Genomic DNA, 14,458 nt, shown 5'->3' with positions numbered 1-14,458 from the left:
TCCGTTCCGCCCGCTGCTCGTCCACACGATGCACTGTAGCGGCAGCCCAGCGGGTCAACCACCGACGCGCCTGAGCAGGTATTTCAATGTCGCCGACGAGTGCCCTGCGCGCGTTGACCGTCGCCGGTTGGCGGGGACGCCCGGGCCGCCGGTGTGCGACAGTTACCCCATGCTCCTGGCCCTGCTGCGCCAGTACATCCAGCCGTACCGCCGGCTGGTCGCGGTGCTGATGGTGCTGCAGCTGATCAGCAACCTCGCGTCGCTGTACCTGCCGACCGTCAACGCGGCCATCATCGACGAGGGCGTCGCCAAGGGCGACACCGCCGCGATCGTCCGGCTGGGCATCGTGATGCTCGGGGCCACCGGCTTGCAGGTGTTGTGCTCGGTCGGCGCGGTCTATTTCGGCTCCCGGACCGGCATGGGCTTCGGCCGCGACCTGCGCGCGGCGGTGTTCGAACACGTCCTCACCTTTTCCGAGCGCGAGAGCGCCCGATTCGGCGCGCCGACCTTGCTGACGCGCAGCACCAACGACGTGCGGCAAATCCAGTACCTGGTGCAGATCACGGCCACTGTGCTGGTGACGGCCCCGATCATGTGCCTCGGCGGAATCGTCATGGCCCTGCGCCAGGAGGCGGCGCTGACGTGGCTGTTGCTGGTCAGCGTGCCGGTCATGGCGGTGACCAACTACTGGGTGATGTCGCACATGCTGCCGCTGTTCCGCAGGATGCAGGGCCTGATCGACGGCATCAACCGCGTGATGCGCGACCAGCTGGCCGGCGTGCGGGTGGTCCGCGCGTTCGCCCGGGAAGGTTTCGAGCGCGACCGCTTCGCGCGCGCCAACGCCGCGCTGTCGAACACCGCATTGACCGCGGGCAACTGGCAGGCGTTGATGCTGCCGGTGACCACGCTGACCATCAACGTGTCCAGCGTCGCGCTGATCTGGTTCGGGGGGCTGCGCATCGATCGCGGCCAGATGCAGGTCGGCTCGTTGACCGCCTTCCTGGCGTACTTCACGCAGATCCTGATGGCCGTGCTGATGGCGACGATGACGCTGGTGGTGTTGCCGCGGGCGTCGGTGTGCGCCGAACGGATCACCGAGGTGCTCACCACCCGTCCCGCCGTCACCGACCCGCCCGGCCCGGCGTCTCCCCCGGGCAAAATCACCGGTGTGGTCCGCCTGGACGGCGCAACATTCACCTATCCCGGTGCCGATCGCCCAGTGCTACAAGATATTTCATTCATCGCCCGGCCCGGGACCACCACCGCGATCGTCGGCAGCACGGGATCGGGAAAGTCGACACTGATCTCCTTGATCTGCCGGCTCTACGACGTGACCGGCGGAACCGTCCTGGTCGACGACATCGACGTCCGCGATTACCACACCGAGCGGCTGTGGTCGGCGATCGGTCTGGTCCCCCAGCGCGGCTACCTCTTTTCCGGAACGATCACCGACAACCTGCGTTACGGCGCCGCCCCGGGGCACGACATCACCGGCGACGAGATGTGGGAAGCGTTGCGGGTGGCCGACGCCGACGGGTTCGTGCGCGCGCACCCAGACGGGCTGCAGATGCGGGTGGCCCAGGGCGGCATCAACTTTTCCGGCGGGCAGCGGCAACGACTCGCCATCGCCCGGGCGGTCATCCGCCGCCCCGCCGTCTATCTGTTCGACGACTCCTTCGGCGCCCTCGACGTGCACACCGACGCGCGGGTGCGCGCCGCCCTCAAGCCGATATCGAAGGAAGCCACCGTCATCGTTGTCACCCAACGGGTTTCGACTGCCGCCCAGGCCGACCAGGTGATCGTCGTCGACGGCGGAAGACTGGTCGGCGCCGGCACGCATGAGTCGCTGCTCGCCGACAGCGCCACCTACGCGGAATTCGCCGACTCACAAGCCGTGGGCGCCTTGCCGTCAGGGCACGTCGGGGGCGCGCAATGACCTCGTCGACCAGCACCGCGGCCCGCGCCGTGGCCCCGCCGCCGGCCGGGCGATCCCGCGATTTCTGGGGTTCGGCCGCCCGTTTGGTGAAACGACTTGCGCCGCAACGCGGACTGAGCATCGCGGTGATCACACTGGGCCTCGCGGGCACGGTGATCGGCGTGATCGTCCCGCGGATCCTCGGCCATGCCACCGATTTGCTGTTCAACGGCGTCATCGGGCGGCAGCTTCCCGCCGGCATCAGCAAGGCACAGGCCGTCTCGGCCGCTCGCGGCCGGGGCGAGAACACCTTCGCGGACTTGCTGTCCGGAATGAACGTGGTGCCGGGCCACGGCGTGGACTTCGGGGCGGTCACGCGGACGCTGACGCTGGCGCTGGCCCTCTATCTCGTTTCCTCGGTGCTGATTTGGGCGCAGGCCCGGCTGCTCAACCTCACCGTGCAGCGCACCATGGTGGCGTTGCGTTCCGACGTCGAGGACAAGATCCACCGGTTGCCGTTGTCGTACTTCGACGGGCGCCAGCGCGGCGAGCTGCTCAGCCGGGTGACCAACGACATCGACAACGTCCAGTCGTCCCTGTCGATGACGATCAGCCAGCTGCTGACTTCGGTCCTGACGGTGGTGGCGGTGTTGGCGATGATGCTGTCCATTTCGCCGCTGCTGGTGGGGATCACCGTGCTGACGGTGCCGCTGTCGCTGCTGGCGACACGGGCGATCGCACGGCGTTCCCAGCGGCTGTTCCTCGCCCAATGGGCGAGCATCGGGCGCCTCAACGCCCACATCGAGGAGACCTACAGCGGATTCACGGTGGTCAAGACGTTCGGCCACCAGGCCGCGGCCCGCGAGCAGTTTCGGGCCCTCAACGGCGACGTCTACCGGTCCAGTTTCGGCGCCCAGTTCTTCTCCGGGCTGGTGGCACCCGCGACCACGTTCATCGGCAACGTCGGCTACGTGGCCGTCGCCGTGGTGGGTGGCCTGCGGGTGGCCACCGGGCACATCACCCTGGGCAACATCCAGGCGTTCATTCAGTATGTGCGGCAATTCAATTCGCCCCTGAGCCAACTGGCCGGGATGTACAACACCCTGCAGTCGGGGGTGGCCAGCGCCGAACGCGTCTTCGCCCTGCTCGACGAGCCCGAAGAATCGCCGGATCCCCAGCCCGCGTCGCCCCCGCCCGCCGATGGCGCCCCACGCTCGAGCGGCCGCGTGGAATTCGCGCATGTCAGCTTCGCCTACCGGCCGGGCGTCCCGGTGATCGACGACCTGTCGCTGGTGGCCGAACCGGGTAGCACGGTGGCGATCGTCGGACCGACCGGGGCGGGCAAGACCACGCTGGTGAACCTGTTGATGCGGTTCTATGAGGTCGATTCCGGCCAGATCCTCCTCGACGGGGTGGACATCACCACGCTGGACCGGCATTCGCTGCGGTCGCGGATCGGCATGGTGCTGCAGGACACCTGGCTCTTTGACGGGACGATCGCGGAGAACATCGCCTACGGGCGCCCCGAGGCCGGCGACGACGAGGTGGTGGCGGCCGCCGAGGCAGCGCACGTCGACCCGTTCGTGCGGTCGCTGCCGGCCGGCTACCAAACCCGGGTCAGCGGCGACGGCGCCAACATCAGCGCCGGCGAAAAGCAACTCATCACCATCGCGCGCGCGTTCCTTGCCCGCCCGCAGCTGCTGATCCTGGATGAGGCGACCAGCTCGGTCGATACCCGCACCGAGGCCCTCATCCAGCGCGCCATGTGCGATCTGCGCCGGGATCGGACGAGTTTCATTATCGCGCATCGTCTTTCGACGATCCGCGACGCCGATCGGATCCTGGTGATCGAGGGGGGCCGGATCGTCGAACAAGGCAACCACGCGGAACTGCTGGCCCGGCGCGGCGCCTACTACGCCATGACCCGCGCATGACAACCGCAGCCGGCGCCGCGGCCACGAAAGGCTGGCCCGCCGATTGTCGGCGTTATCATGCGGCGCGACGGGTGGGCGCTTACCGTCATGATTGCTCGGTCACGGGTCGACGATCGGGCGTGCGTCCGCAACGTTGCCACGGGACGGCGGGCCGGGGGTCGGGTTGGAAGGATGAGCAATGAGCGACGAACAGGCCTCACGGGCGGGGTCGATGTTCGGCCCCTACCACCTGAAACGGCTGCTGGGCCGCGGTGGGATGGGTGAGGTCTACGAGGCCGAACACACCGTCAAAGAGTGGACCGTGGCGGTCAAACTTCTCTCCGAAAGCTTCAGCAGAGACCCCGTCTTCCGCGAGCGGATGAAACGCGAGGCCCGCACCGCCGGACGTTTGCAGGAACCCCAGGTGGTGCCCGTGCACGACTACGGCGAAATCGACGGCCAGATCTTTTTGGAGATGCGCTTGGTCGAGGGCACCGACCTGGACAGCGTGCTGAAACGCTTCGGGCCGCTGACCCCGCCACGCGCGGTCGCCGTCATCACCCAGATCGCCTCCGCGCTCGATGCCGCCCACGCCGCCGGCGTCATGCACCGCGACGTCAAACCGCAAAACATCCTGGTCACCGCCGACGACTTCGCCTACCTCGTCGACTTCGGCATCGCCAGCGCCACCACCGACGAGAAACTCACCCAACTGGGCACCGCGGTCGGCACCTGGAAATACATGGCGCCCGAACGGTTTTCCGACGCCGAGGTCACCTACCGCGCCGACATCTACGCGTTGGCGTGCGTGTTGTTCGAGTGCCTGACCGGGGCGCCGCCCTACCGGGCCGACAGCGCCGGCATGCTGGTCTCCGCCCATATGATGGACCCCATACCCGCGCCCAGTCAGCGGCGCCCGGACATCCCCAAGGCCTTCGATGCGGTGATCGCCCGCGGCATGGCCAAAAGGCCCGAGGACCGCTACGCGAGCGCGGGCGACCTCGCGCTGGCCGCCAAGCAGGCGCTGAGCCACCCCGACCAAGACCGCGCCGCCACCATCTTGCGCCGCAGCCAGGAAGCCGCACTGCCCACGGCCGTCAACCCAGATCCCCGGCTGAGCACCGCGCCGCCTCCCCGGCCGTACCAGCCCGCGTTCAACACCCCGCCGCCGTCGCCGTCCGCGGCGCCGTATTACCAAGGCGCCAGCGCCAATTGGGGCGGCCCGCCGCCGCAGTTCGCCAATGCGACGCCGTGGGGTCAGCCCCCGCCCAGGCCCCGCCGCAACGTCTGGCTCATCGTCGCGGCCGTCGCCGTGGTGTTCGTTCTCCTCGGGAGCGGGTTGGGCATCTGGCTGGTCACGCGGCCCGATCCCGAACCGCCACCCCCCGCGCCGCTGGAGGCCGACCGTCTCAGCGCCCTGCTGCTCGGCCCGTCCGATATCAACACCGTGATGGGCTCGTCGACGATGCAGCCGGGCAAACCCATTACGTCGACGGACCATTCGGCGGTGACGGTGTCGACGCCCGACTGCCAGGGCGCGCTCTACACGACCCAAGACCCGGTATATGCGGGCACCGGTTACACCTCGGTGAGTGGACTGGTGTCCTCGGAGCCGGGCGACAACTACGACCACTGGGTGAACCAAGCGGTGGTGCTGTTTCCGTCCGCCGACAAGGCCAAGAGCTTCCTGGAGAACTCTGCGGAGAAGTGGAAGGGCTGCGCCGGCAAGACGGTCACGGTCACGAACAAGAGCAAGACCTATCGGTGGACGTTCGCTCAGGTTCAAGGGAGCCCGCCGAAGATCACGCTGATGGACACCCAGGAAGGCGCCGACGGTTGGGAGTGCCAGCGCGCACTGACCGTGGCCAACAACGTGATCGTCGACATCAACGCGTGCGGGTATCACATCAGCGACCAGGGCGCCCAGATCGCGGACAAGATCGCCGCCAGAATCGCCGACGAGTAGCCGGACGGTTACGCGCCAACGCCGTTAGGGCGTCACGGCATTGCTACGACTGCAGATCGGGACCCTGCGCACGCAGGTCGTCGACCGCCGTCATCGCGTCGCGCAATTTGGCCAGCCATTCCTCGGCATGTTCGCCGACCAGCTTCACCGACCACGCCAGGGCGTCGGCGCGCGACCGCGCGACGCCGGCATCCACCAACGTGTCGAGCACCTGGCGTTCGGGCTGCTTCAGCCGGGTCATCACAGGTACTGCGATGTGGGTGAACAGGATTCGCTCCGAGCCGACCTCGACCCCCCAGGAAACCTTGCGTCCGTAGCGATCCTGGGCTTCGTCGGCGATGTGCATTCTCTCGGATCGCGTCTCCTCGCGGAATCGCGACGCCCGTCCCGCCGCGCGGGCCTCACTCTCCCCGCTCTCGGCGCTCGCCGTGTCCGGGAGCCGTCCCATGACGGTGATCTCTTCGCGGTCGACGATCACCGTGGGGTCGCCGTCGAACCACTTCTCGGGAAGGCGTCCGGCGAACCATTCCGCGGCGTCGCCGGCGTCGGGTTGCTGGGCTTGCTGCCAGCCTCCGGGGCGACCGTACCGCCGCCCATGGGTGTGATGCGCTTTCATGATTACATGATTACACCGTTGCACGTATAACGGAACAGCGTTCGCCGGGGGCGAAAGACGGGCCGGTCGCCGAACACATCTCCACGCCTGAAAACCCATTGATCCGGGCTGTTGTGCGGCGTATTTTGGGTAGCGAAGCAGGCCCGGGAAGCGACCAATTCGAAGCGCCGGAACACGGGGTAGGAATCCGGCCGCGTAGGACACGCGTAAGACGGAGTCAGACGCCCCCTGGAGTCGCACCGGGCCTGCCCATATTGATGTCACCGCGGCCGGCGGCCGTCAGTCCTCGGCATCGCCGCGCCGGATGCGGAACAGTTTGACCTCGCCCTTGATGCCCTTGAGGTGGCGGGAGCCCGCGAACGATGCCGAAAACTCACCGCGCTCCCCGATGACCTCCCACACCGAATCCGCCGCCAGGACCGTGCCCGGGCGCGCCACGCTCGTGACACGGCTCGCCACGTTGACCGGACTGCCGAACCAATCGCCGGCACGGCTCACCGCCATGCCGGAGGCCACGCCCGCCCGCAGCCGAGGGAAGTCGTTGTCAGAGTCGACGGCTTCGACCAGTTTCAGGACGACGTCGAGCAACGGTTGCGGCTCGGGGCAGACGAACATCACCGCGTCGCCGATGGTCTTGATGAAACGCACCGGAGGAACGGTCATGTCGCGGGCGAGGATGGCCAGCCGGTTGGCCAGATGCCCCAGCTCTTCGGGCGTGACCGCCTCACCGATCCGGGTGAAGCCGACCAGGTCGGCGAAGGCGACGCTGATTTGGCGCGCGCCCGGCAGCGGCTTGCCAGCGGCGCGCTCGGCGGCGTTGACCGCTTCGGTCTCCATCATGTGGCGCAGCTGCATGAACAGCATGTGCTGGATCATCGGGCCCAGCATGGGCGCGATTTTGGTCACCAAAGCCTTTGAGGCTTGGGCGATTTCGAGCTCGCTGGCGCCCGGGCGCATGATCGCCGAAAGCGCCGAGTACCGCATGACCTCGGCGGTCCGCGACAGACCTTCGGCGAGCACCCGGACCACGAGAATCACGTGCTCGGGGTCCAGGCCCAGCTCGACGAACCGCTGGGTGAAGGCGGCGGCCTCGCCGTCGGCGCGCATGTGAACGGCCGCGTCGGGGTCGTCGACGCGGACCAGACCGATGGCGCGTTGCACACGCTGCAGCAGTCCCAGGTCGATGCCGTGGGTCTCGCTGATCTCCCGCGTCGACACGTACGTGCCGTCGTCGCCGATGATGTGGCGGGTGGCCAGCAACAGAGGCGGGTTGGTCGCCCGGATCTCCTCGGCGGTGATGCCCTGCTCGAAGAGCCACCGCACCAGTTCGGCCCGTTCCGTGCGCGCGGTTCCCTCGAGCCCTTCGAGCAGGTCGTCGATGGTGTGGTCGTCCCCGTCGTGCACGTCGCCAACGTACAACGCGGGCGCGGCATGATGTGAGGTGATGAGCACACCGTTGCTGCGGGGATTCCCGCCGGTCGTCGACGAGCGCGCCAGGACGCTGATTCTGGGGTCGTTTCCCAGTGCGCAATCACTGGTGGCGGACCAGTACTACGCCAATCCACGCAACGCGTTCTGGTCGATCACCGGTGAGCTTTTCGGCTTCGACGCCGCCGCGCCCTACGACAGGCGCCTGGCGGGACTGCAATCCCACGGAATTGCGCTTTGGGATGTTCTTCACACGTGCCGCCGCCGCGGCAGTTCCGACTCGGCCATCGATCCAACCAGCCTGACGGTCAACGATTTTGGCGCGTTCTTCGCCGACTACCCCGCCATCACGGCGGTGTACTTCAACGGCGCCAAGGCCGCCGAGCTCTACCGCCGGCGGGTGGTGTCGCCCGACGAGATCCAGTGCCACCGGCTGCCGTCGACCAGCCCGGCCCACGTGATGCGGCCGGGCGCCAAGCTCGCGGCGTGGGCGCCGATCGCGAGCGCGGCGCCGCCGGGCGAAGCGGGTCGGCGCGCGTAGATCAAGCCGATCGCGAGCGCGGCGCCGCCGGGCGCCAAGCTCGCGGCTTGGGCAGTGGTTGCGGAGGCCCGTCCGCTCTCATGACACCGGCGGCCGGCGAAGGGCCCACGGTCGAGCGGCTTCGATCTGCGCCGACAGCGACAACAACGTCGCTTCGTCATAAGGCCGGCCGACGAGTTGGACCGACATCGGCATCCCGTCTGCGTCGAGGTCCCAGGGAACCACCGCGGCGGGCTGCCCGGTCAGGTTCCAGACCTGTTGGTACGGAACGTATTGCCCCACCCTCAGCAGGGTCGACACGGCGCCGCGCCGTTGGTAGGCGCCGATACGGGATGGGCCCGTTGCCGTTCCGGGCGTGACGACGACGTCGACATCGTCGAAGATCGCCTGGATCCGCGACACCACGGCCCCCTCGGCCGCCCGCAGGGACTCCATCCGGCGGTCCGAGAAGAAAGAACCCAAGCGGGCCATGTTGCGGGTGCGCGGTTCCAGGCGTTCCGGATGGGCCAGGGCGTCGGCGTCGTCGCAGATGCCGCGCAGGTAGCGGGGCAGGTAGTTGGTGAGGATCGCCGAGGCCGGATATTCCGGGTCGGCCGTGATGACGTCATGCCCGAGGTCGCGAAGCAACGCGCCGGCCTGGTCGACCGCGGCCAACTCCCGCTTGCCGACCCGAACCGGCAGCGGGGTTGGGACCTTGGTGCTCAACGCAATTCGTAGCCGGCCGGGGCTGCGGGTCGCCGCGGTCACGAACTCCCCCTCGGGCCCGGGCACCGTCGAGGTCGCGTCCAGGAACACGGCCGCGTCGATCACCGTGCGGGTGATCGGGCCGTTGACGCTCAACCCGTACCAGGCGTCGTCGTGGGGTTCCAGCGATACCCGATCGCGCTGCGGCTTCAGGCCGAACACGCCGCACCAGGTCGCCGGGATGCGGATCGACCCGCCCCCGTCGGAGCCCAACGCCAGCGGGGCCAGCCCGGCCGCGACCGCGGCGGCGCTGCCGCCGCTGCTGCCGCCCGGCGTGCGCCTGGGATCCCAGGGATTGCGGGTAGCTCCGAAGGTCAGCGACTCGGTGTACGGCAGCATCATCAGCTCGGGCACATTGGTCTTGCCGACGATGACGGCGCCCGCGGCGCGCAACCGGCGCACCACCTCCGCGTCGGAGCTCACCGCGGGCCGGTGCCCGCCGCTGCCGAAGGTCGTCACCTCCCCGGCGACATCGACGTCGTCCTTGATCGCGACCGGCACGCCGAGCAGCGACAGCCGTTCGCCCGCGTCCAGGCGGTCCTGCGCCACGGCGGCCTCGTAGCGAGCTTTGTCGGCGAGCACCACGCGGTAGCACCGCAGCTGGCTGTCGAGCTGCGCGATCCGCTCCAGGTAGACCTCGAGCAACTCCGGCGCGGTCAGTTCACCGTCGGCCAGCATGCGCGCTTGCGCCGCCGCGCCGGCGAAGGCGAGATCGTCGTTCACTGCGGCAGCGTAACCCCGTAATTGGGCCGGGCCCTGGCTGGAGTCGGCGGGGCCGCGGGGCGGCAACAAGTACCGTGGGCGACATGTCCTGCGTGTTCTGTGCGGTCGTCGCCGGGGAAGCTCCGGCCATCCGGATCTACGAAGACGACGACTACCTGGCGATCCTCGACATCCGGCCGTTCACTCGTGGCCACACGCTGGTGCTGCCCAAGCGGCACAGCGTCGACCTCACCGACACCACGCCGGAGACGCTGGCCGGAATGGTCACCCTGGGCCAACGCATCGCCCGGGCCGCGCGCACGACGGAATTGGCCGACGCGACCAACATCGCCATCAACGACGGCAGCGCCGCCTTCCAGACGGTGTTCCACATCCACCTGCACGTCTTGCCGCGCCGCAACGGCGACAAGCTGTCGGTGGCCAAAGGAATGCTGCTGCGCCGCGACCCCGACCGCGACGCCACCGGCCAGATTCTGCGCGACGCACTGGCCCGTATCGACGCAAGTCAACCGGATTAGGCCCGTGGCGGCCGTCCTGTGGCGGCACCAGAAACGGCACCAACCTGGCAAAAGCCACACTTAGCGCGCGTCTGCAGCGGTTTAATGCCCTGTAACTCGTGGTGATGCTGTTGTTTCTTCACCACACAACAGGGGAGCTCAAGCGGTGACGAAACGGCGGGCGGTGAATCCGTGGCGGCGGTCGGGGGTGCCCGCGCCCGCCGGGTGGGTCCTCGTCTCCGTGTACGGCGTAGCCGGCGTGCTGATCGTGCTGTCGTCGTTCTGGGGATGGCGCGGCCCGTACGGGACCCACCCCATCAACGGGTTCGTCATCGCGATGTGCCTTGCCATCGCGGCGGCATACGCCGGGCGCGCGGCCCGCTTCAAGCCCCCGCGGCAACGATACGGATGGCTGGCGCTGGTGACGGCCCTGCTCGGCTGGGCGGCCGGCGAGGTCATCTGGGCGTTCTACGACGTCCGCCCGGAATTCGATCACGCCACCCACCCTGCGGCAACCGAGTTCGTCCTCCTGCTGTGGCCGGTCGGCGCGATGACGTCGTTGGTGCTGCTGTCCCAGTTGTCTCGCAAGAGCCCCCGGCGTCTGCTGCTCGACGGTCTCATCGTGGCGACGTCGCTGTTCGTCATCGCCTGGGTGTTCGTGGTCGAAGCGCAGCTGCAGGAGCATTCCGGCGCGCGGCTGGTGACCTCGGCGGAGGTCTTCGCCGACATCGTCCAGGTGACGACGGCGATCCTGATGCTGTCCCGGGCTCGTCCCGGCGACCGGCCGAGCCGCAGCCTGCTCGCCGCCGGCGTCGCGACCATCTGCATCGCCGACATGGCGCTGGTCTTCTATACCGGCATCGCCAGCTATCACACGGGCGGAGTCGGCGACCTGGTCCGAGTGGCGGGCCTGGCGTTACTGGCGCTCGCGGCCCTGGCCGCCGCGCACGAGCGTCCCGCACCCGCGCCGCCGGATGAGACCGAGTTCCGGGCCCGGCTGTGGCTGCCCTACTTGCCGCTGATCCTCGCCGCCGCGGCGGGCTGGGCGCACGCGGCGGGCCATTCGATACACGACCCCATGCTCGCCGCGCTCGGCATCCTGGTGGCCGCCGTCCTGGCCCGGCAATTCGTCGTCCTGGTCGACAACCAGAATCTGTTGTCGGAGGTCGCGCGCGAGGCGTTTCGCGACAATCTGACCGGTCTGGCCAATCGCGCCCTGTTCCTGCAGCGCCTGGAACAGGCCGTCGCGCGCCGGCATCCCAACGGCATGCCCATCGCGGTGCTGTGCCTGGACCTCGACAACTTCAAGTCGGTCAACGACGCCCTGGGCCATCCGGCCGGCGACGAGCTTTTGGTCAGGGTGGCCGGGCGGCTCACCGCGGCGTTGGGGGAAAGCGGGACCATCGCCCGGCTCGGCGGCGACGAATTCGCGGCGGTCATCGAGGCTTCCGTCCAAGAATCGCAGGCGGCCGCGCACCGGATCCTCGACGCGTTCACCGGGGCGATTCTGATCGACGGCATCCCGATCATGGTCCGGCCCAGCATCGGATTCACGGTGTGCACCGGCGCATCGGCCTGCACGGTCGACCAGCTGCTGAGGCACGCCGACCTCGCCATGTACGCCGCCAAACGCGAAGGCGGGCAATGCATCCGCAGCTTCATGCCCGACCTGCCGTTGCCGTACGCGTTCCCGGCGTCTCCCGATTCGGGGGAATCCGCCGTGGCGTCACCGGTCGATGGCGGCGGCGCCGCCGCGACGCCGCAGGCGTCACCGCCCGTTTCCGGCGTCGCGACACCGACCACGAACTCGCCCTCCGGCGATGTCGCCGACGATGCCCCTCGGCCACCGAGGGGTATCCGGGTGGGCTTCGCGGTGCTGGCAATCGGTGTGATCGCCTTCGCCGCGTCCAGCGTCGCGCATCCGGACGCGGGACACGGCGTGTTCTCCGCCACGACGCTGTATTCGGCGCTGACCGTGTTGGCCGCCGGTCTGGTTGTCCTTCGCGCGTACCGCGTCTCGGCGGACCGGTTGGCGTGGTCACTGATCGCCGCCGGGATGGCGTTCTCGGCCGCGGGCGACATCGTCTACGCGTTGTTCGTGCCCAACGGTCGCTCCCCGTCGGTGGCCGACCCGGTGTACCTGGCGTACTACCCGCTGGTGTACGCCGGGCTGCTGCTGCTCATGCGGGCACGGTTCAAGCGGTTGCCGATCCCGATTCAGCTCGACTCGCTGGTGTGCGCCCTGACGCTGGCGGCGGTGGCGGCGGCCGTGACGGAGGGCCCCATGCGGGCGGCGACGTTACGCACGCCCGCGACGGTGTGGATGGGATTGGTCTACCCCTGGATTGACCTGGTGCTCCTGGCCCTGGCCGCTGGCATGCTGCCAATACTCGGCTGGCGCAACGACTTTCGCTGGGTGCTGCTGATGACCGGACTGGTCGTGTTTGCGGTGGCGGACGTGGCGTACCTGTTCCAGACGACCGCGGGCTCCTATCGGGTCGGCACCTTGCTGGATGCCTGCTGGCCGGCGTCGTCGTTGCTCATCGCGATGGCCAGCTGGTCCCCCTCGTCGCCGACGGCGCCAGTGCCCAGACACCGATTCAGCCCGTATGTCACCCCGGTGACGACATCGGTTGTCGCGCTGGGAGTCATCGTCCTGGCGCATCATTCGCGGCCGGCGGCGACCCTGGCGGCGTTGAGCCTGGTCGTGGCGACCGCGCGATTCTCGCTCACCTTCCGGGACGTGAGCCTGTTGCACACGAACGCCAAGCACGCCATGACCGACGAGTTGACCGCGCTGCCCAACCGGCACTCGCTGGCCAGCGCCCTGACCGCGTTGCCCGCTACGGCGCCGGGGCCGACGTCGATTCCGGGCAGAGCGCGCGCGCGGCGGGCGCTGTTGCTGTTGAGCCTGAGCGATTTTCACGAGATCACCGACTCGATCGGTCGCCACTTCGGCGATGAGTTGCTGTGCCACATCGCAAACCGCTTGTCCGGCAGCGTCCGTCGCGACGACATGCTGGCGCGGGTCGGTGATGACCAATTCGCCGTGCTGCTCGCGGACGGGGCCAACCTGACCGCCGCCAGCGCCCAGGCGGGCCGGCTGCTGGAAGCGTTGAGTGAGCCGATCGCGTTGGATCCGATCACCGTTCAGGTCGAAGGCCGCATCGCCATCGCGCTGTGTCCCGACCACTGCGACCACCCGCAAGAGCTGCTGGGCCGCGCCGAAACCGCGATGGCGCACGCCGAATCCGCCCGCAGCAAGATCGCGGTCTACGACTCGTCTTTCGAGGTTTATCGGAACAACGACCCCAACCTCATCGAGGACCTGCGTACCGCACTGTTCGACACCGACGAACTGAAATTGCACTACCAACCCAAGATCGACGGGCGCGACGGCAGCGTTCACAGCGTCGAGGCGGTGCTGCGCTGGCAGCACCCCACCCGCGGAACGCTGCTGCCGGAAGAGGTCTTGCCCGTCGCCGAGCGCGCCGGACTGATGCGCAAGATCTCCAACCGCACCCTGAGCATGGCGCTGAAACAGGTCCGGTGCTGGCGTGAACAGGGCATCACGCTCACCGTCGCGGTGAACCTGTCGACGACCAACCTGCTCGACATCGAGCTCGTCGGCACCGTCGAGCGGCTGCTCGCGAATCATGACCTGCCCGCGGACGCGCTCATCCTCGAGATCACCGAGAGCGCGCTGGTGGATTCCGCGCGATCCCGCAACACCGTCGCGGCCTTGCAACGCTTGGGAATTCGCATATCGCTCGACGACTACGGCACCGGCTGGTCGTCATTGGCCCGGCTGCAAGAGGTTTCGGTCGACGAGCTCAAACTCGACCGGATTTTCGTAACCCGCCTGGATCACGACGCACGATCGGTCGCGATCGTGCGGTCCACGGTGGCGCTCGCCCACAACCTGGGCGCCGACCTCGTCGCCGAGGGTGTCGAGAACGAGGCCACCCTGGACGCGCTGCACCGGTACGGCTGCATGATCACCCAGGGTTACGTGCACACCGCGCCGTTGCCGCCGGACGAGTTGCGGAATTGGATCGCCAACCACACACCCGAACCCCACACCAGCCAGTCCCACCGGCGGGCGTGAGCGGGAC

9 protein-coding genes are annotated in these 14,458 nt (G+C 68.5%); 6 read left to right on the top strand and 3 right to left on the bottom strand.

From position 1 onward, the window contains the following. The first annotated feature begins 169 nt into the window (after positions 1 to 169). From W7S_RS06425 to W7S_RS06415, 3 genes are all read left to right on the top strand, one after another. Positions 170 to 1,936 carry an ABC transporter ATP-binding protein gene (locus W7S_RS06425; protein WP_008254721.1) on the top strand — a complete coding sequence of 589 codons (1,767 nt, stop codon included), beginning with the start codon at positions 170 to 172 and terminating at the stop codon, positions 1,934 to 1,936. After that, positions 1,933 to 3,849 carry an ABC transporter ATP-binding protein gene (locus W7S_RS06420; RefSeq protein WP_008254718.1) on the top strand — a complete coding sequence of 639 codons (1,917 nt, stop codon included), beginning with the start codon at positions 1,933 to 1,935 and terminating at the stop codon, positions 3,847 to 3,849. The genes W7S_RS06425 and W7S_RS06420 overlap by 4 nt, the downstream gene beginning before the upstream one ends. Before the next feature lie 178 nt (positions 3,850 to 4,027). After that, positions 4,028 to 5,794, top strand: coding sequence for a serine/threonine-protein kinase PknH/PknJ (locus tag W7S_RS06415; RefSeq protein WP_014711084.1), 1,767 nt, complete (start codon positions 4,028 to 4,030; stop codon positions 5,792 to 5,794). A 43-nt stretch (positions 5,795 to 5,837) separates the two neighbouring features. On the opposite strand, the gene W7S_RS06410 is transcribed toward W7S_RS06415, so the two are convergent. Together W7S_RS06410 and W7S_RS06405 are read right to left on the bottom strand one after the other, a co-directional pair. After that, positions 5,838 to 6,410, bottom strand: a complete 573-nt coding sequence (locus W7S_RS06410) for a hypothetical protein (protein WP_008254711.1) — start codon at positions 6,408 to 6,410, stop codon at positions 5,838 to 5,840. 279 nt (positions 6,411 to 6,689) lie between these two features. Beyond that, a complete protein-coding gene (locus W7S_RS06405) occupies positions 6,690 to 7,814 on the bottom strand; it encodes an adenylate/guanylate cyclase domain-containing protein (protein ID WP_014382055.1) in 1,125 nt (374 codons plus the stop codon). Positions 7,815 to 7,854: 40 nt separating this feature from the next. On the opposite strand from W7S_RS06405, the gene W7S_RS06400 reads away from it, so the two are divergent. Next, positions 7,855 to 8,379 (top strand): DNA-deoxyinosine glycosylase, encoded by a 525-nt coding sequence (locus tag W7S_RS06400; RefSeq protein ID WP_008254704.1) that lies wholly within the window; start codon positions 7,855 to 7,857, stop codon positions 8,377 to 8,379. A 78-nt stretch (positions 8,380 to 8,457) separates the two neighbouring features. Here the strand turns inward: W7S_RS06400 and W7S_RS06395 are convergent, their stop codons facing one another. Next, positions 8,458 to 9,846 carry an amidase gene (locus tag W7S_RS06395; protein WP_008254701.1) on the bottom strand — a complete coding sequence of 463 codons (1,389 nt, stop codon included), beginning with the start codon at positions 9,844 to 9,846 and terminating at the stop codon, positions 8,458 to 8,460. An 83-nt stretch (positions 9,847 to 9,929) separates the two neighbouring features. Between W7S_RS06395 and W7S_RS06390 the strand changes: the two genes are divergently transcribed. Then, positions 9,930 to 10,364, top strand: coding sequence for an HIT family protein (locus tag W7S_RS06390; protein WP_008254699.1), 435 nt, complete (start codon positions 9,930 to 9,932; stop codon positions 10,362 to 10,364). 220 nt (positions 10,365 to 10,584) lie between these two features. Further along, a complete protein-coding gene (locus W7S_RS06385; RefSeq protein ID WP_036429165.1) occupies positions 10,585 to 14,451 on the top strand; it encodes a bifunctional diguanylate cyclase/phosphodiesterase in 3,867 nt (1,288 codons plus the stop codon). The last annotated feature ends 7 nt before the right edge of the window (positions 14,452 to 14,458 follow it).

This window comes from Mycobacterium sp. MOTT36Y (assembly GCF_000262165.1).
In the GTDB taxonomy this organism is placed as follows: Bacteria; Actinomycetota; Actinomycetes; order Mycobacteriales; family Mycobacteriaceae; genus Mycobacterium; species Mycobacterium intracellulare.
The sequence above is the reverse complement of the archived record's forward strand: the minus strand, read 5'-3'. Positions and strand labels throughout refer to the sequence as shown.